This is a genomic window from Escherichia sp. E4736 (assembly GCF_005781225.1).
Taxonomy (GTDB): domain Bacteria; phylum Pseudomonadota; class Gammaproteobacteria; order Enterobacterales; family Enterobacteriaceae; genus Escherichia.
This window is the reverse complement of sequence record NZ_VATT01000002.1, coordinates 66751-93492: the sequence shown is the minus strand read 5'-3', so window position 1 is coordinate 93492 and position 26742 is coordinate 66751. Positions and strand designations below refer to the sequence as shown.

The following is a 26742-nucleotide window of genomic DNA, read 5'->3' as shown; positions in this document are numbered from 1 at the left end:
ACTTAATGGTTACATTTATTTGACATAAGCAGAGGGAAGGACTGGCTACTAAGGCTGATTAGATGACATATGGGCAAAACAATTTGGAATATGAGAACGGTTGCGCTCCTTTAATGTGCAATGCCATATAAAGTCACTGGCGCGGGGAGCGCGCAGGGGGCGGCCAATCGCTGCCGCCCCCTGCACCCGTGCGGTCTTTTTGTAAAGAGCTATAAGCCGATTACATAATTAGTAGCTCATCTTTGTCTGGAATGAGTTATCTCCAGTAATGGCTTAATATACAGCGAATCATTCTCCCCGCTGCTTATCATGCCGATAATTCACCCACGCGTTGATAATAAACGTCATCACCAGAATGCCAAACACCACGCCCAGCGAAACGGCGATCGGAATATGGTAGAAGTCGACAATCAGCATCTTGATACCGATAAACACCAGAATCACTGCCAGACCATATTTGAGCATCGAGAAACGCTCTGCTACGCCCGCCAGCAGGAAATACATCGCACGCAGGCCGAGGATCGCAAACAAGTTTGAGGTCAGCACAATAAACGGGTCGGTGGTAACGGCGAAGATAGCCGGAATGCTATCCACGGCGAAAATCACGTCGCTCAACTCCACCAGAATCAGCACCAGCATCAGCGGCGTGGCATACAACAAGCCATTCTTACGCACAAAGAAATGCTCGTTGTCGATGGTGTCAGTCATACGCAAATGACCACGCAGCCAGCGCACCAACGGCTTGTCGCCAATCCCTGATTCATCTTCATGGGCGAGCGCCATCTTCACGCCAGTAAACAGCAGGAAGGCGCCGAAGATATACAGGATCCAGTCGAACTGAGAAATCAGCCAACTACCGGTGAAGATCATGATGGTACGCAGAACAATCGCCCCGAGCACGCCATATACCAGCACGCGGCGTTGTAATGCCGCCGGAACAGAGAAATAGCTGAACAACATCAGCCAGACAAAGACGTTATCGACCGCCAGCGATTTCTCAATCAGATAACCGGTGAGGAAGGCCAGTGCCTGCGGGTCCGCGACTTCGCGCCCCTGCGTCTGGACTAAATACCACCAGAAAGCGGCGTTAAACAGTAACGAAAGGGTCACCCACACCAGCGACCAGGCCGCAGCCTGTTTCATGGTCATGGCATGCGCGCCACGACGCCCCTGCAACAACAGGTCGATAGCCAACATAATGGCGACAACAACAGCGAATCCGCCCCATAGCAATGGCGTGCCGACAGTATTCATAGAAGTTCCTTACACATAAAAAAACGGCCAACGTCGGAAGACGTCAGCCGCTGCTTTTTATGCATAGACCTCGCCTTCCGGCAAGGTCTCACTTACAACAAAAAAGGAATACGTCTGCGTATTCCTTTCGGGTTGCCCGGTGACCGGATGTGTTTTTTCACACATCGTAATGACGATCGACCGGCAATGAAGTTACTCCCCTTTGCAGGTAACAAAGTATGACAGACCATTCATCCAGTCAATGGTCTGTTACATGCCTTTTACACTGCTTTACGGTAACCATTATTGTTTTACGCTATCTGCCGGAAAAATCACCCCAGTCTGGCGGCGGATCTCGGTCAGCAGTTTGGCGGTGATGCGACTAACCGCCAGCCCCGGATGATTAATCAGATGCTCATCCACCAGTTCAGCAAACAGCTCTGCTTCGTAGAGCATGGTATTAATATGCTGTGGCTGAGTGAGATCCTGCATCTGGCTGCCGCGCGGCACAAAGCAGACTTTCTGGCATTCAGAGAGTTTTTCAATCACCAGCGATCCCGCTTCGCCCTGAATCTCGCTCGCCAGGACAGAATCACTGACTTTTGAGTGCTGCAACGTAACGCTGAAATCACCGTAATCCATCACCACCACGCCGTGGGCATCCACGCCACTTGCCAGCAAACTGGCGGTTGCCTGCACGCTTTTCGGTTCACCAAATAACGCCACCGCCGACGCCAGGCAGTAAAAGCCGATATCCATAATTGAACCGTTAGAGAATGCCGGATTAAAGGTGTTGGGATTCTCACCATCCAGATAACGTTGATAACGCGAGGAATACTGGCAGTAGTTGAAAAAGACTTTCCGCAGTTTGCCGACTTTTGGCAGCGCCTGGCGTAACAGATGAAAGTTAGGCAGGCAGGCCGTTTTAAATGCCTCAAACAGCACCACCTGATTTTCCCGCGCACAGGCAATGGCCGCATCCACTTCCGCCAAATTCGACGCCAGTGGTTTCTCGCAAATCACATGAATTTTGTGGCTAAGGAAAAGCTGCGTCTGGGCAAAATGCAGGGCATTCGGGCTGGCAATATACACCGCGTCAATGGCATCGCTTTCCGCCATCGCTTCCAGCGACGTAAACAGATGCTCGACAGAAAACTCATTGGCGAAGTGCTGGGCCTGTTCAAGGCTGCGGGAATAGACGGCGGTTAACTTATATTTACCGCTCTCATGTGCGGCCTCCACGAACTGGTGAGTGATCCAGTTCGTACCAATCACAGCGAAACGTATCATAACGCGTGGATACTCCATAAAGGGATTCTGCCGTCAATGTAGCACGCCTTTTTCATCTTCGACGTGCGCGGATACGCATTATTTCTGCGCCGGACAACCATGCTCACTAAACGGACCAATCATGACCGACGGCCCGAGATATTTTGGCTGACGATGGAGGATTTTTGCGTCTATCACCGCTCTAACCCTGGCGAGTTTCTCCCGCAGCTGAGTATACAAACCGTGCTTCATATTCAGGTCTGGCGCGTTAAACCCGATAGCATCGATGCCGTACTGTTTTGCCAGCCAGATGGCGCGTTGGTTATGAAATTCCTGCGAGATAATGGTGATATGGTTTTCCCCAAACACTTTATTGGCACGTACCACTGAATCAAGCGTTGAGAATCCGGCGTAGTCACAGAAGATCACTTTTGCCGGTACGCCCTTAGTGATCAAAGCCTGCTGCATGCCTGACGCTTCATCGTAATTTTTACGTCCGTTGTCGCCGCTGACCAGCAACCATTTCACTTTTCCTGCGTGGTACAACTCTGCGGCGGTATCAATACGTCGGGTAAAGTAGCGATTACCTGGCCTTGCTCCCAACAATAAACCCACGTTACGTGCCGGAATAGCGTTGACGTCACTCCAGGTGAGTTGTTGGCTGGCGTTGACCATTGCCCGATCGGCGATAAAAATCGTCGCGCCTGCCACAAGCAACAGAAAACAGGCAATTTTGAGAGTCCGGCGAGAAAAACAAATGCGGCGAAGAAGGCGGGCGAATGCGCGCAGCATGGTCGTTATCCTTAACGATAGAGGGGAGGTCGATTTTAGGCGCTAAAGGAGGAAAAGATAGCGCCTGAGATCATTTTCAGATTTTGTCTTGTCCCAGTGACAGTTGCGTCAGCCACAGGCGAGTGTCGAACTCAAGCTGGTGGTACTGCGGTTCCATATGGCAGCACAACTGGTAAAACGCTTTGTTGTGCTCTTTCTCCTTCAGATGTGCCAGCTCGTGCACCACAATCATGCGCAAAAACGGTTCTGGCGCGTTGCGAAACACGGTGGCGACGCGGATCTCCGCCTTCGCTTTCAGCTTGCCGCCCTGCACACGTGAAACAGCGGTATGTAACCCGAGCGCGTTTTTCAGCACGTGGATCTTATTGTCATACATCACTTTATTGATCGGCGGGGCATTGCGCAGAAACTGATTTTTTAGATCCTGGGTATATTGCCAGAGGGCTTTATCGGTGGCGTAGTCGTGCGTTCCCGGATAGCGTTTTGCCAGCACATCGCCCAGACGCTGTTCATTAATCAGCGTGCGCACCTGGGAAAGCAGCTGCTCGGGATAACCCTGAAGATAAGTAAGATTGCTCATAACCGCCCACGAAAAAGAGAAAAAGGGTATACTCACGCACCCTTTTCAGGGGCAACGTCGAAATTTTATCATTCAGGAGGGCCGATGAGCCACTTAGACAACGGTTTCCGTTCACTGACACTACAACGTTTTCCGGCGACGGATGACGTTAACCCGCTACAGGCGTGGGAAGCGGCGGATGAATATTTGCTGCAACAGTTGGACGATACAGAAATCCGCGGCCCGGTGTTAATCCTGAATGATGCTTTTGGCGCGTTAAGCTGTGCGATGGCGGAACATAAGCCGTACAGCATCGGCGACTCATACATCAGCGAACTGGCGACACGCGAGAATTTACGCCTCAACGGGATTGATGAGTCGAGCGTGAAGTTTCTTGACAGCACCGCTGACTACCCGCAACAGCCGGGCGTGGTGCTGATCAAAATACCGAAAACACTGGCATTGCTTGAGCAGCAACTGCGTGCGCTGCGCAAAGTGGTCACGCCGGAAACACGCATTATTGCCGGTGCCAAAGCCCGTGACATTCACACTTCCACGCTGGAACTGTTCGAAAAAGTGCTCGGCCCGACCACCACCACGCTGGCATGGAAAAAAGCGCGCCTGATTAATTGCACTTTCAATGAACCGCCGCTGGCCGATGCGCCGCAGACCGTTAGCTGGAAGCTGGAAGGTACTGACTGGACTATCCACAACCATGCGAATGTCTTCTCCCGCACCGGGCTGGATATTGGCGCGCGCTTCTTTATGCAACATCTGCCGGAAAATCTCGAAGGGGAGATTGTCGATCTCGGCTGTGGTAACGGCGTTATTGGCCTGACGCTGCTTGATAAAAACCCGCAGGCGAAAGTGGTGTTTGTCGATGAATCACCGATGGCTGTTGCTTCCAGCCGTTTGAACGTCGAAACCAACATGCCAGAGGCGTTGGATCGCTGCGAGTTTATGATCAACAACGCGCTCTCCGGCGTGGAGCCTTTCCGCTTTAATGCTGTGCTCTGCAACCCGCCGTTTCATCAGCAACATGCGCTAACCGATAACGTCGCCTGGGAAATGTTCCACCACGCCCGCCGCTGCCTGAAAATCAACGGCGAGCTGTATATCGTTGCCAACCGTCACCTGGATTACTTCCATAAACTGAAGAAAATTTTCGGCAACTGCACCACTATTGCGACGAATAATAAATTTGTGGTGCTGAAAGCAGTGAAGCTGGGGCGTCGTCGATAAGATTGGGAGTTACCTGCCGGATGCGGCGTAAACGCCTTATCCGGCCACGTTCAGCACATTACCCGTAGGCCGGATAAGACGCGGCAAGCGTCGCATCCGGCAATGTCTGCCCAGTTCTGGAATCGCGCTTCCATAAAACAAAAAATCCCAGTCACCATCCTCTGCATTCTCTTGTTTAGCGTTGTTCAACGTTTATTCTTCCGTCACGCAGATAAAATCATCCGTTGCCAATCTGTCAACGGGTGTTATCATATTGCCAATTTGTCAACGGACGTGATGAAGAATGCACCTGATAACTCAAAAAGCATTGAAAGATGCTGCGGAAAAATACCCGCAACATAAAACGGAGTTGGTGGCTCTGGGGAACACGATTGCTAAGGGATATTTCAAAAAACCTGAGTCATTAAAAGCAGTATTCCCATCTCTGGATAACTTCAAATATCTGGATAAGCATTATGTTTTCAATGTCGGGGGCAATGAATTACGTGTTGTAGCAATGGTCTTTTTTGAATCGCAAAAGTGCTACATACGTGAAGTTATGACGCATAAAGAATACGATTTCTTTACCGCCGTTCATCGTACTAAGGGGAAAAAATGATTGCGATTGCCGACATCTTGCAAGCAGGAGAAAAGCTAACCGCTGTGGCACCTTTTCTGGCGGGTATCCAGAACGAAGAACAATACGCCCAGGCGCTGGAACTGGTCGATCATCTGCTGCTCAACGATCCTGAAAACCCCTTGCTGGATCTGGTGTGTGCCAAAATCACAGCGTGGGAAGAATCAGCGCCTGAATTTGCTGAATTTAATGCCATGGCTCAAGCCATGCCTGGCGGTGTTGCTGTGATTCGTACACTGATGGATCAATACGGTTTAACCCTTTCTGATCTGCCGGAAATTGGCAGTAAATCGATGGTGTCACGCGTTTTGAACGGAAAGAGAAAATTAACGCTGGAACACGCTAAAAAACTGGCAACGCGATTCGGCATTTCCCCTGCATTGTTTATTGATTAACGCGGCCTGCCGGATGTGGCGTAAACGCCTTATCCGGCCTACGTTCAGCACATTACCCCCAGGCCGGATAAGACGCGGCAAGCGTCGCATCCGGCACTTCAATGCACGATTTAAATCTCCAGCGCCAGCCGTGTCCCCTGCGCGATCGCCCGTCGCGCGTCCAGCTCCATAGCCACATCGCAGCCGCCGATTAAATGCACAGTTTTCCCGCTATCAATCAGCGGTTGCGCCAGCGCGCGGTTTGGCTCTTGCCCTGCGCAGATCACCACATGATCCACTGCTAACACCTGCGTTTCGCCATTTATCACCACATGCAGCCCGTCATCGTCGATCTTCTGATAACTTACGCCAGGGATCATTTTCACGCCGCGCGAGAGCAGGGTGGTGCGATGGATCCAGCCCGTAGTTTTGCCCAACCCTTGTCCTGGTTTGCTGGCTTTGCGCTGGAGCATCACAATTTGCCGTGGGCTACGAGGGATCTGCATGCCTTGCTGACTCAAACCTCCGGCCTGTTGCAGGCTACTGTCGATCCCCCACTCATTACAGAACTCGGCGATATTCTGGCTGGTGGATTCGCCCGGCTGACTTAAATACATCGCCGTATCAAAACCAATCCCACCACAACCGATGATGGCAACTTTGTTGCCCACCGGCGCTTTGTCGCGCAGTACATCGAGATAACTCAACACCTTCGGGTGATTGATCCCGTCAATGGGCGGAATTCGCGGTACGATCCCGCTAGCGAGGATCGTTTCATCGAACGGCTGTAACTGATGCGCCGTCACGGTGTGATTGAGTTTTAGCGTCACGCCCGTCACTTCGATCATGCGGCGGTAATAGCGCAGCGTTTCGTAAAACTCCTCTTTGCCGGGGATCTGTTTGGCGATATTAAATTGCCCGCCGATCTCGCTGTGAGCGTCAAACAACGTTACCTGATGACCACGCGCCGCCGCGTTAATGGCAAACGCCAGCCCTGCCGGACCTGCACCGACTACCGCCAGATTTTTTTTCTGCATGGCGGGAAGGATTGGCATTTTGGTTTCGTGGCAGGCGCGAGGATTCACCAGGCACGAGGTGACTTTGCCAACGAAGATCTGATCGAGACAGGCTTGATTGCAGCCAATACAGGTGTTGATCTCATCGGCTCGTCCCGATTGCGCTTTTGATAGCAGCTCCGCATCAGCGAGAAACGGTCGCGCCATCGACACCATATCGGCATCACCGCGCGAGAGAATGTCGTCGGCAACCTGCGGATCGTTAATCCGGTTGGTGGTCACCAGCGGCAGCGAAACGTGGCCTTTCAGTTTGCGCGTGACCCAGCTAAAGGCACCGCGCGGCACGGGCGTGGCGATGGTCGGAATACGCGCTTCATGCCAGCCAATGCCGGTGTTGATAATGGTCGCGCCCGCCGCTTCAATGGCCTGCGCCAGCTCTACCGTTTCGGCAAAAGTACCGCCGCCTTCGACCAGGTCGAGCATCGACAGTCGGTAGATAATAATGAAGTCGTTGCCAACAAGTTCGCGCACCGCACGCACTACTTCTACGGCAAATCGCATCCGATTGCGGTAATCGCCGCCCCACTGGTCACTACGCTGATTGGTGCGCAGCGTCAGAAATTCGTTGATCAAATACCCTTCGGAACCCATTACCTCTACACCGTCGTATCCGGCCTCCCGCGCCAGTTGTGCGCAGCTGGCGAAATCGTCGATCAGTTGCAGGATCTCTTCATGGGTGAGTTCGTGAGGAACGAAACGGTTGATGGGGGCCTGCAATGCGGAGGGAGCGACCAGATGCGGTTGGTAGCTGTAGCGCCCGGTATGCAAAATTTGCAGGGCGATTTTGCCACCTTCCTGATGTACCGCTTCGGTAATGGTGCGATGGTGTGGGATCTGGCTGGCGTCGTTGAGCATTGCGCCGCCTTCCATGCCAACGCCTGTTAAATCTGGTGCAATGCCGCCGCTGACGATCAGCGCCACGCCGTGACGGGCGCGTTCGGCATAAAACGCTGCCAGCCGCTCGGCACCGTCCGGGTATTCCTCCAGCCCGGTGTGCATTGAGCCCATCAGCACGCGGTTTTTTAACGTGGTAAAACCTAAATCAAGCGGGGCGAACAGCGACGGGTAGCTCATAAAATTGTCCAGTATGTAAAATAATTGTTATGTGGTCGGATGAGTTCTAATTTAGCCGTCGCCGGAGAAAAGGGAAAAGGGGAGTGCGGGGTTTGTGATGGGATTCAAAAAGAATGCGCCCGGTGGTAACGCCGGATGCGACGCTTGACGCGTCTTATCCGGCCTACGGGAGCGTACATGTAGGGCGGATAAGGCGTTTACGCCGCATCCGCCAGCCGTTGCAAATTACTGCTTACGGAAAAAATCGTTATACAACATATACAAATGCGCGGCACTCCAGGAGAAATTTGGTGCGCCTTGCTGTGCGCCGGTCAGCGGGTTGTAATTTTCCTGAATCGGGCCATCGGCGGTTAACCCTTTGGCGTGCCGGAAGAACGTATCCGCCAGCTTCAGGGCATCATCGCGATAACCGTAACGCTCCATCCCTTTCAGACCAAACCAGAACTGATCCACCCATACGCGCCCGCGCCAGTAGATATCCGCGCCAAAGGCCGGGTTGGTTAACGCCGCCGTTCCCAGCGGGACAAAGGTGTTGAACTCTTTAGGATCGAGCATCACCTTCACCACCGCGTCGGCGTTGGCCTGCGTTGCCGCACCGTTAAACAGCGGCGACCAGCCTTCCGGCCCTTTACCGCGCTCAACAATCGGTTTGCCCGCGCAGCCGTTCGCCAGCGGTTTATCTTCAATGCGCACGTCATAGTAGAACTGTGTAGTCGGGTCGAACATACAGGTGTTGATGTAGTCCGCGAGCTGCTGTGCCAACTGGCGATAGTGCTTAGCCTCTTCCGACTTACCGAGGATGGTTGCCATCTCCGCCAGATAATGATTATCGCTGTACATATAGCTGGCCTGATCCACCGACTCCTGCAATAGCGAGTAGCCCAGCAACGTTCCGTCCTGACTGCGGTTTTCGGCGAATTTCACCGTCCAGTCGCTACGTTTGCCGCCATTAGCGACATATTTATCCAGCTGTTCTTTGTCGATAAACCCAAAGACGGCGGCATCATCACGGCCCGATTCCCACGACGCAGCGACCTGTGCCGGAATTTCCAGACTGTCGTACTGGCCTTTCTCCACCACGTGGGCGTAGTTGTTCAGCCCAGACTGCGTCTCTTCTTTGTCACCTTTTTTCACCGTAAACAGCATCTCGCCATTCTCAGTGTTGTGGGCTTTGTCGCGGGTCGCGCCATATTCCGGCACGCCGTTGCCGTTATGATCGCGGTTACGTAACCACCAGTCGTGATAGGCCACCAGTTTCGGGTACATCTCTGCCAGCCAGGTTTTATCCTGGGTGACGTTATACACTTCCATCACCGACCAGGCGGCAAGGCTGGGTTTGGTGTTACGTTCGTTCCAGTTGCCACCATCGCCGCCACGCTCGGGGCTAAGGTTCCACGCTATCAGGTCGGGGACAAAGCCCACATCCTGTGGACGCACGGTGTCGCCGGGCTGGATCTGCCAGGAGAAGACCGCGCGGATATTCTCTTTGGCGATGTCCGGATTGAAATGCGCCATCGCAAACGCCTGCTTCCAGGTATCCCACGGCCAGGTCTGATTGCCGGAGAACCAGCGTCCGGTCACCGACGGCGTGACGGTGTTATATTTCACCGCGCCGCCCGGTGAGCGCCAGTTACCGTTGAGCGTTTCGATTGCTTTTACCGCGACGCGCGTCTGTTCCGGCGTCGCATCCGGATTGGCTAACCCTTTCTTCAGGTACTCTTCCCAGCGTTGCTGCGAGGCGGTGAGATAAAACGCCGGACGCGCCAGAATATCGCGGATCTGCATTTGCTCTTTGCTAACTTCCTGAGCGGTCAGCAGGTGGGAATAGGTGGTATAGAGCGTCGTTGAACCGTTGATATGCGCCTTACTGGTAAAGCGATTGCCGTTGATTTCAGTCTGCACCGGCAGGGATTTATGCACCTGATATTCCGATTCGCCGGAGGTCAGCAGATCCCAGGTGGCGCGCACTTTGCCAAAGGTGACTTTCAGGCCATCACGGGTGGCGCTGATTTTGCGCTGATAGTCAGGGTACTCGCCAGCAATGGTTTTATCGGAAAGCGGGTTCCCTTCTTTCGCTTCCAGTTTTTCCAGCAGTTCGCCGTCCCACACCAGATCCAGCGGTTTATTGCTGATGATTTTAGTTTCCAGTAGTGACGTGCGCGGCGTGGCGAAGCGCAGAGTCATTTCGACCTGCACATCTTTTGCTGTCAGTTTTTGCACCAGCGCGCCGGGAATACTGTATGCCTCCAGCGTGAAGTCGACTTTCTTGCCGTCCTGCCAGACGGTCAGGCGGTCGAAATTGCTGGCCATAAAGTTGATGTATTCTTCCGTCAGCAGCGCTACGCCCGGAAAACCGCCCATGGTGTTCGGGCCGTCTGGCAACAAGTGACCATGCCAGGCTCCGAGATCGAAAAACGGATTAAAACGCTGGTGGTCGTCGTAATCGTAATCCTTCATGTACTGCGGCGCGCCGGTACGGTTAATCACGTTTTTATAATTGTCGGCGTTGGCGGCATGGGCGGAAAAACTCATCAGCAGGGCACAGGCTACTGGTGTTAAAATAGTTTTGATTTTCATGAGATTACTGTCCTTATTACCAGTAGAAATATTGCATCAGGAAGATTTGGTCGCTGGGATCGTGAGAGGCATTTTTCATGTAGAAGCGGCTATCAAAAGCCGTTGCGAAACGTCCGCCGCCGTATTCGTACCAGATACCAAACTGCATGAAAGAGGTGGTTTCATCATCAGCGTGGTCAGGGCGATGTTTGGCGTAGGTGTAAGCGGTGGAGAGATAAACGCCCTTTAACGCTTCATACATGGCGCTCACCATCATCCCGCTCTCACTTCCCGGTACGTCCAGCCCGTCGGCGCGTCCGGTATGGTGCCAGGCGCGAGCGGCAAAGTTAGGGGTAAGCAGGCCCGTCAGATAGAGTTGTCCGGTGCCGTCGGTGATTTCCAGACCGTTCATCCAGGTGATGCCTTCGGCAAGGTCATACTGGATGTAACCGTTCATCATTGCCGGATAGGTGTATTTGTCGTCGTAGCGATCGTATTTGCCAAAATGTAGCCAGGCTTTGCTTTCGTCATGATGTCCGGCAGGTGTGGCGGTGACGCTATAACGAAAGTTGCCGCTTAAGTTCTGTACCTTCAGCGCGGTCATAATGTCGCGGGTATTGGGAATGACGTAGCCCAGATCGGGCGTGAAATCGCCCCACCATTGCAGGTCATCCAGCGAGGAATCCTGACGCAGACTGAGCATGATTTCGGTGCCATCATTGGTACGATAACCGCCATAGAAACGGTTAATCCCACCTTCGAAACCGCCCCAGCTATGGTCAGGCACCCAGGCATTACCGTCGTGGTCGGCCTGCACGGTCCAGCCTTCGCCGTAAATCAGGCCGAACCAGGAGCCGTACTTCATCTCCAGACCACCTTCAATATAGGTACCGTCGCTGTATTTATGTTTATTCTCACCCTCTAAATCCATATATCCACCAACCCCTAATTCGCCGTAAAAACGAAATGAAGGAGAAGATGTTGAGGTAATTGCGGGTGTTTTTGTGTCGTCATGTTCTGCCGGACGTACTTCTTCGCCCATCGCAGAAAAGGCATAGCAAAACGGCAGAGCAAGTAATGCTCTGCATGGTGCAGTGATTAATTTCATTGTGTTAATCCATGAGCTAAAGAAAAAGTACAGCCTTTTATCGTTGTAATTATAAAAATAGAAAGGCAGAAACTATTTTCCCTCTCCCAATCCAGGAAGAGGGAAAATGCCTGCTCATTTTTTATTAGTCTGCTTAATCAACATTGCTGGCTGGCGTCGCTTCAATATGGCGCTCTTCAGCCGTTAATCCCTTTATATATTTACTGTATTTCCACCACGCAAATCCGAGGAAGATAACAATACCGCCGACGTTATAAAAAATGATGGTCAGAATATTCGCGCCAGTCGGGAATGTCGAAGCGACAAACCCTACGGCAAATATCGCAATCAGCATTGAAACAATGATAATACCGGTGCGGCGGGAGCCCATACGGAAATCGCGTGGCAGGTGATCTAATTTGGCGCGTAAATTCAGGTAAGCCAGCATGATGAATAACGGCGGAAGCATGGACGCTGCGGCAGTCATATTAATAATGGTATTCATCAGATCCTGCACGGTATTGGAACCGAGCATCGGGATAATCATCAGCGGGATGACGATCAGGAACTGGATCCACGCCGCGCGCGCCGGAACGCCGTTTTCGTTAAGTTCGACAGTTTTCTTACCAAAGATGCCTTCCGGGATTTCGGAGAAGAAAATTTTCACCGGTGTTGCGGTCCACATCAGCAGGGAGCCGAACATCGCGGTAAAGGACACCAGACCGACAAAGCGATTCATCAGCGCTTCCGGCAGACCAAAATACGCCGCCATGCCGTGGAATACCTGCACCGATCCACCGGTAAATTTCAACTCTTTGCTGCTGACGAAGACGTTAATCAGCACTGAGGAGACGGAATACAGTACGCCGATAAAAATCCCGGCGAGGATGATCACTTTAACGAACGATTTCGAACCGCCTTTGACGTCGTTAACGTACACCGCGACGGACTCCGCGCCACCTGCGGCCATAAAGATCCAGGTGGTAACGCCGAGGAACGCCCAGTTGAAGTTCGGGATCATCGCGTCAACGGTGATCGGATCGGCAGGCTGTACGCCGCCAACCAGTGCCGTACCTGCCAGTAAAATGTAGGAGAGCGTTAACAGCAGCATCAGCGTTGAAGTGACGGAGGTAATTGGCCCCAGCATTTTCGCCCCGTTGGTGGAAACCCAGGTGGAGAAGGCGAATAGCACCATACTAATAATAGTGGTGGCAATCGGCGTCATAATATATTCGTAGCCGAGGAAGGCATACGAAGCATAAGCAATAACGCGCGGCAACAGCGAGGTGAAAAAGAACAGATTTACGAACCAGTAGGTATAGGCAGTAATAAATGCCCAACGTCCGCCCAGCGAACTTTTTACCCATGCGTAGACACCAGCTTCTGAGTTTTTATTTAACGAAACAAATTCTGCGATGATCAGACAGAAGGGAATAAAATAAAAAATCGTCGCGAGGAAAAACATCGGTGCCGAGGCCAGTCCAAGCTCAATATTATTATTGATAACGTTATTAAAGCTGTAAACGGCGGCAAAAGTCAGCGAGAGCAAGCCGAATTTGCCGATTGTATTACGTTTGGTATCAGACATAACACATCTCCGAAAATGAGTAGGGTAGAGGTGGTGGCAAACTCCTTTTGCCGCCATAATTGTTATTTGTTATGGAAATAACCATCTTCGATGGTGACTTTGAGAACCACTTTTTTGACCGCGTTATTGCAGATAAACCGATATGCTTCATGGATATCGCAAATAACGATTTGCCCTTCGTGGACCTCTACGGTTTCTCCGCAGCCTTTTAAATATTCACGGTCAGTTTCATCGCGATAATATTCCACTACCTGTAACGTCTCTTTCGGCGCATATTCAATTTTTTGCTGCCCTTGCAGGTAGTAATGCACTTCAAAATAGCGACGATGCCCGGTAAATAGCGCATCGGTCGCGGAGTCTGTCTCCACGCGGTAAGTCAATGAGTCACCGATGGAGTGGGCGACGCCAGGCTGAATGTTGTCGATATTTTCAATCGCTTCAACGCAGCGTTGCCACTTCTTGCCAGAGGCGTAAATCTGGCGGAACTGTTCTAAGTTATCGATGATCCTCATTGCTTATTCTCGCTGTGCAAATTCGTGGAAAAGAACCCTGCGCCGAACTCATACGACGCCAGGCTTTGCGCGGTAGCTTCTCCGCCAGAAACCGGCAGCAACGTAAAGCCGTAGCTGAAGTCACGGAACCAGACGCGCCAGGAGTCCAGCACCTCGCTGCCCCAGGAGTTGGAGCCGAGGCCAAGCAACTGGTGGTCAAGATTCAGGGTGATGTCATCACTGCGCTGCAGCTCATTACAGTGCTGGGCAGCGTGGATGTTTTCCTGGGTGTAGTGCCAGGCGCTGAAGTTAATTGGGCGCTGCGGAACCACCAGCAGACCGTTGCCGTGGCGGTTAGTCAGTGCTGTCCAGCGGACATGCTGACGGTTGCCGTTGTTCTGCGGGAAGGGATAGTTCTCGAACATGGCATCGACGTTGCTGCGCCAGATATCGATGATGTTAGCCTGCTGGCTGTCGGCGTAGTTTTCGCCCGGTCCACGACCGTAATACGTCACCTGGTCGTATTCGCCGTTAATTCCCATGGTGAAACCGATGCACGGAATGATGTGCGGATAGTCGCCGTAACGCTCGCCGGAAAGCGCCACGTTAACCTGGCCATCGGCAGCGATGCGCCAGATGTAGGTGCAGCGCATTCCGAAGTCAAACACCGGCGGGGCTATAACCGTGCGGCTGATGATCAACACCTCGCTATCGCTCTGTTCTACGGCAAAGTCGCGCAGATGTTCCTGCATGATCTGCAAATGATTCGGCTGCCACAGCCCTTCGTATTCCTGCTTGTGGTTGTCGATCATTGGCTTGAAGAAGCTGATCTTTGGCTCGCGGGTCAGCAGCGATTCGCCATTCACCTGCCAGGATGTCAGTTTGCCACTCATTTTTGAGAAGGTGATCGCGAAGTTGTAGCCGCGAACGGTGCAGCTCAAACGATCGTCTTCCAGCGTCAGCGGACGCGCATTATTCGGCGCGAAAGGCACTGGCTGCGCGGTGTTTTCCTTCAGCGGGAACTGATACGTGGCGATAGGGTGTCCGGCTTCGCTGTAGCGGGTGCGGGAATCTTTGGTCACCGTAATGTTGAGGAACGCTTCGCGGGCGTCCAGCTGCGGCAGCGTGATCTGTAAGGGGGCTTCGCTGTTCGGCGCAACGTCGCGCAGTTTAATCTGCTGCGTCGCGAGCGTTTCACCTTCGGCGCGCACCTCTGCGTGCAGGGTGTAGTCATCAAGCGTGGTAAACCACAGTTTATTTTCGACTTTCAGCTCGCCGCGAGTCAGATCCAGCGCGTGGATTTTTACCGGCGCAATAACCTGTTTGTACTCTTTCAGGCCCGGTCCCGGCGTCTGATCGGAATAGATCAAACCATCAAGACAGAAGTTATAGTTGTTGGGATAGTCGCCGTAGTCGCCGCCGAATTTATACCAGACATTGCCGTTGTCATCCTGCGCCTGGATCCCGTGGTCGCACCATTCCCAGACATAATGGCCCTGAATGCAATCGTGCTTATAGAAAACGTTCTGGTATTCCGTCAGCCCACCAGGTCCGTTCCCCATCGCATGAGCGTATTCGCAGATGATGCGCGGCTTCGGATGCGGGTATTCACCAAACTCATTCATCAGCGGCACGCGGGTGTACATGGTGGAAATAATATCGACCACTTCAGCGTCGCGATCTTCTTCGTAGTGCACCAGTCTCGTGTCATCCAGCGCCTTCGCTGCGTGGTACATCGCGCGGATGTTACAGCCGTAGCCGGATTCATTGCCCAGCGACCAGATGATGATCGACGGATGGTTTTTCTGCGCGTGAATATGGCGAACAATGCGCTCGACGTAGACTTTTTCCCACTGCGGATCGTCGGTAATGCGGCTGATATCGCCGACATTAGCAAAGCCGTGCGATTCGACATCGGTTTCCGCCATCACAAACAGGCCGTAGATATCACACAGTTCGTAAAAACGCGGATCGTTGGGGTAGTGAGCGGTACGCACGGAGTTGATGTTGTGCTGCTTCATCAACTGGAGATCTTTTTCTACGCGATCCATTCCAACGGCGCGGCCTTTGCGATGATCGTTGTCGTGGCGGTTGACGCCGTGCAGCATCACATAACGGTTATTGATCCAGAACAGACCGTCGCGCACTTTGATATCACGGAAGCCAACGCGTTGTGGCACCACTTCCAGAACGTTGCCGTTGGCGTCTTTCAGCGTCATGACCAGATGGTAAAGATAAGGGGATTCTGCTGACCATTGTTGCGGCTGTTCGACAGTAAAAGCAAAGCTGGCGCTGGTCAGTTTTTCAATTGCCAGATGATCAATGGCGCTGCTGTGCACCACGCGTTCGCCATCAAACAGGGTATATTCCAGCGTCGTGACGACAGGGGAGGCAGCGAGATTTTCCAGTACCACTTCGCAGGACAGCGTGGCATCGCAATAGGCTTCGTCAAAGTCGGTGCGCACGGTGAAATCGTTAATATGCGTGAGTTGTTTTCCGACCAGATAAACATCGCGGAAAATCCCCGCTGACCACCACATATCCTGGTCCTCCACGTAGGTGGAGTCCGCCCATTGCATCACGCGCACACATAACAGGTTGTCGCCGGTTTTAACCATCGCGCTGATGTCAAACTCTGCGGTCAGGCGACTGCCCTTGCTGAAACCGACATACTGACCGTTAACGTAGACTTCAAAATAGGTTTCGACGCCGTCAAATTTAATCAGTGTCTGTTTACCCTGCCAGCCATCGCTGAGGGTGAAAATACGTTGATAGGCACCGGTTGGGTTATCGCTGGGGACAAACGGCACATCGATGGGGAACGGAAAACCTTCGTCGGTATATTGCAGTTTGCCGTGACCTTCCATTTGCCACATGGCGGGGACGGTAATATGCCCCCAGTCAGCCATTAACTCAGAGGTGAAGGCTTCTGGTACTTGCAGCGGATGGTCAAAAAAGTGGAAATTCCACTGACCGCTTAAGGGCAGAAACAGGCTGCTGGTTTCACGGGCAAAAGTACGCGCCTGCGCAACAGAGTCATATGAAAAAAAGTACGCACGCGGAGCAAGTCGGTTTTCGTGGGTGAGCTGAATGTTTTCCCAGCGATTCATAGGGCCTCCCGGTAGAGAGAAATCGGAACCATTCATGGTGATGGTAGTTTGTGTAATTGCTGGGGAGTTTAGTAAAATTTTTACTAAAATGTAGCGAGTAAATGCATTTACTTTAACTGGATCACGAAAATAAACGGCAGCACTGTCCGGCAAAAACGATTGCCGGACAGTGTGTAAGGGGATTTAACGGGTCGTGCCGCGCAGTTTTAATTTGCTGGGAACGAAGACTAATAGCGGCAGCGCGCGACCATCGCGGGCTTTTTCATACACCAGGTTAACGCCCTGGCTTCCCATCATTTCGGAATGGATGCGCACGGTGGAGAGCGGCGGAAAGGTAAATCGCGCGGTGGGGATGTCGTTCACGCTGATAAGCGAAATATCCTGTGGGATGTTCAGACCACGTTCATGAATTGCCCGCAGTACGCCGATAGCAATGGAATCGGAAGCAACAAACAGTGCCTTCGGATAGTCTTCCCGCGCCAGCATCTGTTTTGCCAGTTCATAGCCCGACGAACTGGAAAAACCGCCGCGCCAGATATCCTCTTCGCGTACCACTTGTTTCAGTCGGCCATATTCCGCAAAGGCGACCTCACGAATATCCGCCTTGCCAGGCAAGTCCTCGCCGCCAATAAAACCAATGCGATTAACGCCCTGATCGATATAGAAGTCGATGATTTCTTTACTGATGCGTGCCAGATCGATATCTACAGCATCGTAATTACTGCCGGGTTCGTGAAAGTCGATAAAACAGATATTGTCGGTCAACGCGCTGGCAGCGGCGCGCAGGGCGGGCGTGGGTTTGCCGACAATTAAAATACCGGTGACGTTTTTAATGTCTGGTAAGCCGCTGTGTTCATAACAATTGGTCAGTTCGATCGCCAGCTTTTCGCACTGGGTTTCAATGCCGTGGCGGATCGCCAGATAGTAAGGATCGTTGATCTCCAGCTCCTGCTGGTAGCTGTAGATAGCCAGAATATGGTGTTGGTTGACTGCACCTGTCTGGAGTTTACGGGCACTACTGGTCTTGTACTCCAGCTTTTCGGCGATCTCGAGAATGCGATGTTTCGTCTCTTCTTTCACATTCAATGTCGGATCGTCATTTAAGACCCTGGATACTGTCGCCAGGGATACGCCAGCTTCGATTGCGATGTCTTTTAGTGTTGCCATGTTTACCTTTTTTACTTTCCCTGATGTGCGCCCCCATTGTAGAGGAAGTGCTTATCGGGTCACCTGTTTTCAGTAAATAAAGCGCGTTTCTTTGACGCTGTAACGGTAACACAGCGGCTTACGAATGTGATCACGCCTGCATTCTCCATTTTTAGCCTACAGGATTGAGAAAAACTTTTGCTATAGTTTAGTAAAATTTTACTCGAAGGGAGGAAGCAATGGAAACCGTGGCTTACGCTGATTTTGCACGTCTGGAAATGCGCGTCGGAAAGATTGTGGAAGTGAAACGCCATGAAAACGCCGACAAGCTGTACATCGTACAGGTTGATGTGGGTGAAAAAACACTGCAAACCGTGACCAGCCTGGTGCCGTACTACAGCGAAGAAGAGCTGATGGGGAAAACGGTGGTGGTCTTATGCAATCTGCAAAAAGCGAAAATGCGCGGTGAAACGTCGGAATGCATGCTGTTGTGTGCGGAAACCGATGACGGCAGTGAAAGCGTGCTGTTAACGCCGGAGCGGATGATGCCTGCGGGAGTACGTATCGTATAAATAGATCGGATGGCGACGTCGTATCGCCATCCGATTTGATATTACACTTCTTCGACACTTACTCGCATGGCCGCCAGCGCCTTACGCGCCGCTTTGATCACCAGTTCACACTGTTCAATGGTCAGTGTCAGTGGCGGTTCAATGCGGATCGTTTTGGCGTTATTGAGCGTTCCGGCCACCAGTACGCGCTGGCGGAACATCTCGCTGGCAAAGTTATAGCCGATTTCGTTATCAACAAACTCAATCGCCATCAACATCCCTTTACCACGCGCTTCCTGCACCAGATCGGGATATTCCCGCGCCAGTTGACGGAAACCGTCCAGCAACATATCGCCTTTTTGTTCTGACTGAGCCGGTAAATTCTGCTCCAGCAACACATTGATGGTCGCCAGCGCCGCCGCACAGGCCAGCGGGTTGCCGCCAAAGGTGGTGGTATGCAGGAACGGGTTGTCGAACAGGACAGAGAACACCTCTTCAGTGGCGATGGTTGCGCCAATCGGCATCACGCCGCCGCCGAGGGCTTTTGCCAGACACAGGATGTCCGGCTGTACGTTCTCATGTTCGCAGGCAAACATCTTGCCCGTACGCCCCATGCCCGTTTGTACTTCATCGAGGATCATCAGTGCGCCGAACTCATCGCACAGCTTACGCACGGCGGTGAGATAGCCTGGCGGCGGCAGAATTACGCCGCCTTCGCCCTGAATCGGTTCGAGGATCACCGCAGCCACATCATCACCGGTTTTTTTGCACTCGTTAAGAGCCGTGCGCATGGCTTCGATATTGCCAAACGGCACATGACGGAACCCTGGCAGCAGTGGCATAAACGGTTTGCGGAAGGTCGATTTCGCCGTGGCCGACAGCGCGCCAAGTGATTTACCGTGGAACGCGCCGCTGGTGGCAATAAAAGTAAACTTGCCGCGCGGTGACTGGTAAGCCTTCGCCAGTTTCAGCGCCGCTTCAACGGACTCGGTGCCGCTATTACAGAAGAAGCTGTATTTCAGTTTACCGGGCGTTAGCGCAGCGAGAGTTTTCGCCAGCATCGCCCGTAACGGATCGAGCAGCTCCTGGCTGTGCAGCGGTTGTTTCGCAAGTTGATTCTGTACGGCGGAAACCACAACTGGATTACGGTGCCCCACGTTGAAAATTCCAAAACCTCCCAGGCAGTCGATAAACTCCTGTCCCTGGGTGTCGACAAGCGTATTTAAACCTCCCGCTTGCCACTCTACGGCTCCGTAATCCCCGCCGGCGGTAACAGATTTGCGATACTCTAAAAACCCCGGATTGACATGCTCTTTGAAGTATTCAATCACTTCTCGGTTAAGTGCTTTCATCTCCTCATGATCCAGCGTTCGCTTCTCAATGAGATTCAGGGCGTGGGCGCTGCACGCTAAAGCCGATGCGCTCGAAGGTAACCTGTTCAAAATATGCTCCGGAGGCTCGCGTATCACATGATACCGATTTAAGTATTGCAGGGATTGCGCCACTCCGGCTGCGATCGCGAAAATCGGGATAAACACAAATCTCATTATCATTTATGTAACATTTAATGCTAAATGTTAACTATTGTCGTTATTTTGCACGATTTTATCGGGGGTGAATTTTGCTATCGCTGCGCAAATGCACTCTTTCAGGGCAATAAATGCCTGATTTTTGGGCAAGATAATTAACGGCTTCGGATAATAACAGAGTGAAAGTATTTTAAATCAATGGATTAGAGCTTGTGCTTAGATCGCAAATTGCGATCTAAATCAAATTAAAGTGCTAAAGATAACCGCGCCGGGGCCGACATAACCTCCGACAAGAAGTTAACAACCATATAACCTGCACAGGACGCGATTATGTCTTCTCATCCGTATGTCACCCAGCAAAATACCCCGCTGGCTGACGATACTACCCTGATGTCCACTACCGATCTGCAAAGCTATATCACCCACGCCAATGATTCTTTTGTACAAGTAAGCGGCTATACCTTGCAGGAGTTACAGGGCCAGCCGCACAAGATGGTGCGTCACCCTGATATGCCAAAAGCGGCGTTTGCTGATATGTGGTACACCCTGAAAAAAGGGGAACCCTGGAGCGGTATCGTGAAAAATCGCCGCAAAAATGGCGACCATTATTGGGTACGTGCCAATGCGGTGCCGATGGTGCGCGAGGGCAAAATTAGTGGCTATATGTCGATTCGCTCCCGGGCGACGGATGAAGAGATCGCGGCGGTAGAGCCGCTGTATAAGGCGCTGAACGCTGGACGTACCAATAAACGTATGCATAAAGGGCTGGTGGTACGTAACGGTTGGTTGGGAAAACTGCCGTCATTACCGCTTCGCTGGCGAGTGCGTGGGGTGATGACACTGATGTTTATCGTGCTGGCGGCCATGCTCTGGTTTGCCGCTGCCCCGGTGGTGACGTATTTCCTCTGTGCGTTAGTGATGTTGTTGGGAAATGCCTGTTTTGAATGGCAAATTGTACGCCCGATAGAAAATGTCGCCAGCCAGGCACTGAAGGTGGCTACCGGAGAACGTAATAGTGTTGAGCATTTGAATCGCAGCGATGAGCTGGGGCTGACATTACGCGCGGTAGGGCAGCTTGGCCTGATGTGTCGCTGGTTGATTAATGATGTCTCAAGCCAGGTTTCCAGCGTCAGAAACGGTAGTGAGGCGCTGGCAAAAGGCACTGATGAACTGAACGAGCATACTCAGCAGACGGTAGATAATGTCCAGCAAACTGTAGCGACCATGAACCAGATGGCGGCGTCGGTGAAACAGAACTCAGCCACAGCATCGGCTGCCGATAAACTTTCTATCACCGCCAGTAATGCGGCTGTGCAGGGCGGGGAGGCGATGACCACGGTGATCAAGACGATGGACGATATCGCCGACAGTACCCAGCGCATTGGCACCATTACTTCGCTGATTAACGATATTGCGTTTCAGACCAATATTCTCGCCCTGAATGCGGCGGTGGAAGCGGCGCGTGCCGGAGAACAGGGCAAAGGTTTTGCAGTGGTGGCAGGGGAAGTGCGTCATTTAGCCAGCCGCAGCGCCAATGCTGCCAACGATATCCGCAAGCTGATTGATGCCAGTGCTGATAAGGTGCAATCCGGTTCGCAGCAGGTACACGCCGCCGGACGGACGATGGATGATATTGTGGCGCAGGTAAAAAACGTCACGCAGTTGATCGCCCAGATTAGCCATTCAACGCTGGAACAGGCCGATGGGCTTTCCAGCCTGACCCGTGCGGTGGATGAACTTAACCTGATCACGCAGAAAAACGCCGAGTTGGTGGAAGAGAGTGCGCAGGTGTCGGCGATGGTGAAACACCGCGCCAGCCGACTGGAAGACGCGGTGACGGTGCTGCATTAATCGGTATGCCGCATCCGGCGGTTGGAGCACGATGCCTGATGCGATGCTGGCACATCTTATCAGGCCAACGTGGCGCGTAGGCTGGATAAGGCGTTTATGCCGCATCCGGCAGTTGGCGATTAATCCAGTTGCGTAATATCAAAAGCGGCGCGGTCGATCACCGCAATGATCTTTTTTATCTGCGCGTCGCTGATGTCGCTCTGATTGACGCGTAAATCCAGCACCGCTTTAAAATTATCCAGCGCTCGCTTCATTTGCGGGTTCTGGCGCAGCGCCGCACCAACGCAACGTGCTTTGATGCGTTCTTCAATCATCTCCACCTGTTCGCGGTTTTCTTCCAGCCACTGTGCGCCCTGTTCGGTCAGCGCAATCTGCTTCTTACCACCTTCCTCTTCGCGGATGGTAATCAGTGACTGCTCCTGCAGAAAATCCAGCGTCGGGTAGATGACGCCTGGGCTTGGGGTGTAATTCCCCTGGGTCAGATTCTCAATCGCTTTAATCAACTCGTAACCGTGGCTGTCATCGCGCGAGAGAATATCCAGAATCACCAGACGCAATTCACCGTGACCAAAGAAACGTTGCCGACGACCGCCGCCGCGACGCCCCCCGCAGCATTGACCGTGTTCATGCTGGTGACCGTGTCCGCAGTGCTCGTGTTCTGACTTCTCACCTTTGCAGCAGCCTTCATGGCGTGGCTGGCCTTCATGTTTACAACACCCTTCGTGATGATGGCTCATATCAGCCTCCTTTTGCTTAATTAGATATATCTAATTTATATCTAGTGTGAGAGTTCTTGCAAGTGTAAAAATGATTTTTGAACGCAGATGTACTCAACATGTCGGCCGGATAAGGCGTTCACACCGCATCCGGCAGCCTTGCTATGGCGCTGAATGCCTTCACATACTTCAGATATATCAGTTCTACAAATCGCTTGCATTTATCATGATTAACAATCATTATCATTTGCGAAATTTATTTAGATATATCTGATTACCATCACGAAGGCGATAACAATGAATAACTCTCCCCGCTACCCGCAGCGCGTTCGCAATGATCTGCGCTTCCGTGAACTGACTGTGTTACGCGTTGAGCGCATCAGCGCCGGTTTTCAGCGCATTGTCCTCGGCGGTGAGGCGCTGGACGGCTTTACGTCGCGCGGCTTTGACGATCACAGCAAACTCTTCTTTCCTCAATCTGACGCTCACTTTGTGCCGCCAACAGTAACGGAAGAGGGGATCGTCTGGCCGGAAGGACCACGCCCACCGTCGCGTGACTATACGCCGCTGTATGACGAACAACGCCATGAACTGGCGATCGATTTCTTTATTCACGACGGTGGGGTCGCCAGCTGCTGGGCGATGCAGGCGCAACCGGGTGATAAACTCACGGTGGCAGGACCGCGCGGTTCGCTGGTGGTGCCGGAAGATTACGCGTATCAGCTGTATGTTTGCGATGAGTCCGGGATGCCCGCACTACGCCGCCGCCTGGAAACGTTGAGCAAACTTGCTGCTAAACCGCACGTTACCGCGCTGGTCAGCGTGCGGGATAACGCCTGTCAGGATTATCTCGTGCACCTTGATGGTTTTAATATCGAATGGTTGGCGCATGATGAGCAGGCGGTAGATGCGCGTCTGGCGCAGATGCAAATCCCTGCCGATGATTACTTCATCTGGATAACCGGTGAAGGGAAGGTGGTGAAGAATTTAAGCCGTCGCTTTGAAGCGGAACAGTATGACCCTCAACGGGTACGCGCAGCGGCTTACTGGCACGCGAAGTAACTGATATATGAAAAGAAAAAGGCTGACGATTTCTCGTCAGCCTTTACTGTATTTGGTGGCCCCTGCTGGACTTGAACCAGCGACCAAGCGATTATGAGTCGCCTGCTCTAACCACTGAGCTAAGGGGCCATGGTAGCGGATTATAAAGTAACTCCGTGCCGCAATCCAGCCATTACCGCGCGCCTGCTGTTTTTATAAACAATGTGTTTTCAATTCGTTATACTTTCCCCAGGTTGTGTTGTTCAGGGGTTAATATGGTTGAAGATATTATTGCACCAGGGTTGCGCGTGGTGTTTTGCGGCATCAATCCGGGGCTTTCATCTGCGGATACTGGCTTTCCTTTTGCTCATCCGGCGAACCGTTTCTGGAAGGTGATTTATCAGGCCGGGTTTACTGACAGACAGTTGAAGCCGCAGGAGGCACAGCATCTGCTGGATTATCGTTGTGGCGTCACCAAACTGGTAGACCGTCCAACAGTGCAAGCCAATGAAGTTTCAAAGCAGGAGCTGCACGCAGGCGGGCGTAAGTTGATTGAAAAAATTGAAGATTATCAGCCTCAGGCATTGGCGATTTTGGGCAAACAGGCCTATGAGCAGGGATTCAGCCAGCGCGGCGCACAGTGGGGTAAACAAACGCTCACTATTGGTTCGACGCAGATCTGGGTACTGCCAAATCCCAGCGGTTTAAGTCGAGTTTCTCTGGAAGAGCTGGTGGAGGCGTATCGGGAACTGGATCAGGCACTGGTGGTGCGTGGGCGATAAAAAACGCCACCGAAAAGGTGGCGTTTGTGCAAAGGGACAAGTGCCGGATGTGGCGTAAACGCTTTATCCGGCTACCGATTAATCGTCCAGGAAGCTACGCAGTACTTCAGAACGGCTCGGGTGACGCAGTTTACGCAGCGCCTTCGCTTCGATCTGACGGATACGTTCGCGGGTAACGTCGAACTGTTTACCCACTTCTTCCAGCGTATGGTCGGTGTTCATGTCGATACCGAAACGCATACGCAGAACTTTCGCTTCACGCGCGGTCAGGCCAGCCAGCACGTCGTGTGTTGCCGCACGCAGGCTTTCGGTGGTCGCAGAATCCAGCGGCAGCTCGAGGGTGGTATCCTCGATGAAATCCCCCAGATGCGAATCTTCATCATCACCGATCGGCGTTTCCATGGAGATAGGCTCTTTGGCGATCTTCAGCACTTTGCGGATCTTATCTTCCGGCATCAGCATACGTTCAGCCAGTTCTTCCGGCGTCGGCTCGCGGCCCATCTCTTGCAGCATCTGGCGAGAAATACGGTTGAGCTTGTTGATAGTCTCAATCATATGCACCGGAATACGAATGGTGCGCGCCTGATCCGCGATAGAACGGGTGATCGCCTGACGGATCCACCAGGTTGCGTAGGTGGAGAACTTGTAACCACGGCGGTATTCGAACTTATCAACCGCTTTCATCAGGCCGATGTTACCTTCCTGAATCAGGTCAAGGAACTGCAAACCACGGTTGGTGTATTTCTTGGCGATAGAAATAACCAGACGTAAGTTCGCTTCAACCATCTCTTTCTTCGCACGGCGGGCTTTCGCTTCACCGATGGACATGCGACGGTTGATATCTTTAACCTGCTCAATGGTCAGGCCGGTTTCTTCTTCAATCTGTTGCAGTTTCTGCAGGGCGCGATGTACTTCTTCAGAGACATCGTGCAGTTTTTCCGACCACGGCTTGTTCATCGCAATTGCCGCATTGAACCAGGTATCGCTGGTTTCATTGCCGGTAAACAGGGTTATGAAGTTTTTCTTCGGCATTTTGCACTGCTCAACGCAGAGCTTCATGATCAGACGTTCTTGCGTACGAACGCGGTCCATCATGACGCGCATGCTGTTGACCAGGTAGTCAAACTGCTTCGGCACTAGGCGGAACTGTTTGAACACTTCAGACAGTTTCAGGATCTCTTCCTGAGCGGCTGAATGGCTACGGCCTTTCGCTTTGATGGTGTCACGCGTTACAACGTACTGAGCGCGCAGTTCCGCAAATTTTTCACGAGCCAGTTCCGGGTCGATGCTGTTGTCATCGTCGGCGGTATCGTCGTCACCATCTTCTTCGTCTTCATCTTCGTCATCGTCCAGATCTTCCTGGGAAAGCTCAGAGCCGACGTGAGTGGCGGTTGGTGCCAGATCTTCTTCTGCGTTCGGGTCAACAAAGCCGGTGATCAGATCGGACAGACGCGCTTCTTCTGCTTCCACACGATCGTACTGTTCCAGCAGATAGGTGATCGCTTCCGGGTATTCAGCAACGGAGCATTGAACCTGGTTGATCCCGTCTTCAATACGTTTAGCGATGTCAATTTCGCCTTCGCGGGTCAACAGTTCAACGGTGCCCATTTCACGCATGTACATGCGTACCGGGTCAGTCGTGCGCCCGATTTCAGATTCCACGCTGGAAAGCACCTGCGCGGCGGCTTCGGCAGCATCTTCGTCCGCGGTGTTTTCAGCCAGCATCAGATCATCGGCATCCGGTGCTTCTTCCATCACCTGAATGCCCATGTCGTTGATCATTTGGATGATGTCTTCGATCTGATCTGAATCGACGATATCTTCCGGCAGATGGTCATTGACCTCGGCATAGGTCAGATAGCCTTGCTCCTTACCACGGGTGACAAGAAGTTTCAGCTGTGACTGCGGGTTTTGCTCCATAAGACGGTATCCACACTTATTTCATGAGGTTGGTGTTGGGCGATTGACCCGATGTCCTTCAGGTGTTAACGCTGAAATCCAACGGCTGTTTACCGCCAACGATAATTACGAGGGCGTACTTATATATTTGCCGCTGCCT

General features: G+C 52.4%; 21 protein-coding genes and 1 tRNA gene. 7 read left to right on the top strand and 15 right to left on the bottom strand.

Annotated elements, in window-relative coordinates; translation table 11 throughout:
- Positions 1-288: 288 nt before the first annotated feature.
- The 4 genes from alx to FEK46_RS01200 all read right to left on the bottom strand — a co-directional run bounded on the left by alx (position 289) and on the right by FEK46_RS01200 (position 3874).
- Positions 289-1254: a TerC family membrane protein Alx gene (alx, locus tag FEK46_RS01215; protein WP_001098819.1), complete on the bottom strand. Its 966-nt coding sequence runs from the start codon at positions 1252-1254 to the stop codon at positions 289-291.
- A gap of 282 nt (positions 1255-1536) precedes the next feature.
- On the bottom strand, positions 1537-2523 hold the full coding sequence (locus tag FEK46_RS01210; RefSeq protein WP_130210402.1) for a Gfo/Idh/MocA family oxidoreductase: 987 nt from the start codon (positions 2521-2523) through the stop codon (positions 1537-1539).
- A gap of 78 nt (positions 2524-2601) precedes the next feature.
- Positions 2602-3294 (bottom strand): vancomycin high temperature exclusion protein, encoded by a 693-nt coding sequence (locus FEK46_RS01205; RefSeq protein ID WP_135559865.1) that lies wholly within the window; start codon positions 3292-3294, stop codon positions 2602-2604.
- Between the two features lie 76 nt (positions 3295-3370).
- Positions 3371-3874, bottom strand: coding sequence for a M48 family metallopeptidase (locus tag FEK46_RS01200; protein WP_001295542.1), 504 nt, complete (start codon positions 3872-3874; stop codon positions 3371-3373).
- Between the two features lie 84 nt (positions 3875-3958).
- Between FEK46_RS01200 and rlmG the strand changes: the two genes are divergently transcribed.
- From rlmG to higA, 3 genes are all read left to right on the top strand, one after another.
- Positions 3959-5095: a 23S rRNA (guanine(1835)-N(2))-methyltransferase RlmG gene (rlmG, locus tag FEK46_RS01195; RefSeq protein ID WP_135559864.1), complete on the top strand. Its 1137-nt coding sequence runs from the start codon at positions 3959-3961 to the stop codon at positions 5093-5095.
- 283 nt (positions 5096-5378) lie between these two features.
- The gene (gene higB / locus FEK46_RS01190) at positions 5379-5693 is read left to right on the top strand and encodes a type II toxin-antitoxin system toxin HigB (RefSeq protein WP_000550189.1); all 315 of its coding nucleotides are present in this window, start codon (positions 5379-5381) and stop codon (positions 5691-5693) included.
- A complete protein-coding gene (gene higA, locus FEK46_RS01185; protein WP_135559863.1) occupies positions 5690-6106 on the top strand; it encodes a type II toxin-antitoxin system antitoxin HigA in 417 nt (138 codons plus the stop codon). The genes higB and higA overlap by 4 nt, the downstream gene beginning before the upstream one ends.
- A gap of 110 nt (positions 6107-6216) precedes the next feature.
- On the opposite strand, the gene fadH is transcribed toward higA, so the two are convergent.
- The 7 genes from fadH to ebgR all read right to left on the bottom strand — a co-directional run bounded on the left by fadH (position 6217) and on the right by ebgR (position 18234).
- The gene (gene fadH, locus FEK46_RS01180; RefSeq protein WP_135559862.1) at positions 6217-8235 is read right to left on the bottom strand and encodes an NADPH-dependent 2,4-dienoyl-CoA reductase; all 2019 of its coding nucleotides are present in this window, start codon (positions 8233-8235) and stop codon (positions 6217-6219) included.
- A gap of 225 nt (positions 8236-8460) precedes the next feature.
- Complete coding sequence (gene ygjK, locus FEK46_RS01175) at positions 8461-10812, bottom strand: alpha-glucosidase (protein WP_135559861.1); 2352 nt, start codon at positions 10810-10812, stop codon at positions 8461-8463.
- A gap of 16 nt (positions 10813-10828) precedes the next feature.
- Positions 10829-11899: a protein YgjJ gene (gene ygjJ, locus FEK46_RS01170; protein WP_130210416.1), complete on the bottom strand. Its 1071-nt coding sequence runs from the start codon at positions 11897-11899 to the stop codon at positions 10829-10831.
- 133 nt (positions 11900-12032) lie between these two features.
- A complete protein-coding gene (locus tag FEK46_RS01165; RefSeq protein WP_135385465.1) occupies positions 12033-13466 on the bottom strand; it encodes an amino acid permease in 1434 nt (477 codons plus the stop codon).
- 62 nt (positions 13467-13528) lie between these two features.
- Positions 13529-13978 carry a beta-galactosidase subunit beta gene (locus FEK46_RS01160; protein WP_001219954.1) on the bottom strand — a complete coding sequence of 150 codons (450 nt, stop codon included), beginning with the start codon at positions 13976-13978 and terminating at the stop codon, positions 13529-13531.
- On the bottom strand, positions 13975-17067 hold the full coding sequence (gene ebgA / locus FEK46_RS01155) for a beta-galactosidase subunit alpha (RefSeq protein WP_135559860.1): 3093 nt from the start codon (positions 17065-17067) through the stop codon (positions 13975-13977). Before ebgA ends, FEK46_RS01160 begins: the two co-directional genes overlap by 4 nt.
- A 183-nt stretch (positions 17068-17250) precedes the next feature.
- Positions 17251-18234 carry a transcriptional regulator EbgR gene (gene ebgR, locus FEK46_RS01150; RefSeq protein ID WP_130210420.1) on the bottom strand — a complete coding sequence of 328 codons (984 nt, stop codon included), beginning with the start codon at positions 18232-18234 and terminating at the stop codon, positions 17251-17253.
- Between the two features lie 218 nt (positions 18235-18452).
- On the opposite strand from ebgR, the gene FEK46_RS01145 reads away from it, so the two are divergent.
- Positions 18453-18785, top strand: coding sequence for a tRNA-binding protein (locus FEK46_RS01145; protein ID WP_000450588.1), 333 nt, complete (start codon positions 18453-18455; stop codon positions 18783-18785).
- Between the two features lie 41 nt (positions 18786-18826).
- Here FEK46_RS01145 and ygjG read toward each other — a convergent pair whose 3' ends face one another.
- The gene (ygjG, locus tag FEK46_RS01140) at positions 18827-20206 is read right to left on the bottom strand and encodes a putrescine aminotransferase (RefSeq protein ID WP_167852921.1); all 1380 of its coding nucleotides are present in this window, start codon (positions 20204-20206) and stop codon (positions 18827-18829) included.
- Between the two features lie 417 nt (positions 20207-20623).
- Here ygjG and aer point away from each other — a divergent pair, with 417 nt between their 5' ends.
- Positions 20624-22144 carry an aerotaxis sensor receptor Aer gene (aer, locus tag FEK46_RS01135; protein WP_130210424.1) on the top strand — a complete coding sequence of 507 codons (1521 nt, stop codon included), beginning with the start codon at positions 20624-20626 and terminating at the stop codon, positions 22142-22144.
- 119 nt (positions 22145-22263) lie between these two features.
- Here the strand turns inward: aer and nfeR are convergent, their stop codons facing one another.
- The gene (gene nfeR, locus FEK46_RS01130) at positions 22264-22881 is read right to left on the bottom strand and encodes a DNA-binding transcriptional regulator NfeR (protein WP_130260140.1); all 618 of its coding nucleotides are present in this window, start codon (positions 22879-22881) and stop codon (positions 22264-22266) included.
- A gap of 276 nt (positions 22882-23157) precedes the next feature.
- On the opposite strand from nfeR, the gene nfeF reads away from it, so the two are divergent.
- Positions 23158-23922 (top strand): NADPH-dependent ferric chelate reductase NfeF, encoded by a 765-nt coding sequence (gene nfeF / locus FEK46_RS01125; protein WP_135559858.1) that lies wholly within the window; start codon positions 23158-23160, stop codon positions 23920-23922.
- 53 nt (positions 23923-23975) lie between these two features.
- Here nfeF and FEK46_RS01120 read toward each other — a convergent pair.
- A tRNA-Ile gene (locus FEK46_RS01120) sits at positions 23976-24051 on the bottom strand.
- Between the two features lie 125 nt (positions 24052-24176).
- Here FEK46_RS01120 and mug point away from each other — a divergent pair.
- Positions 24177-24683 carry a G/U mismatch-specific DNA glycosylase gene (gene mug, locus FEK46_RS01115; RefSeq protein WP_135492992.1) on the top strand — a complete coding sequence of 169 codons (507 nt, stop codon included), beginning with the start codon at positions 24177-24179 and terminating at the stop codon, positions 24681-24683.
- A 78-nt stretch (positions 24684-24761) separates the two neighbouring features.
- On the opposite strand, the gene rpoD is transcribed toward mug, so the two are convergent.
- On the bottom strand, positions 24762-26603 hold the full coding sequence (gene rpoD, locus FEK46_RS01110; protein ID WP_135559857.1) for an RNA polymerase sigma factor RpoD: 1842 nt from the start codon (positions 26601-26603) through the stop codon (positions 24762-24764).
- Positions 26604-26742 lie beyond the last annotated feature (139 nt).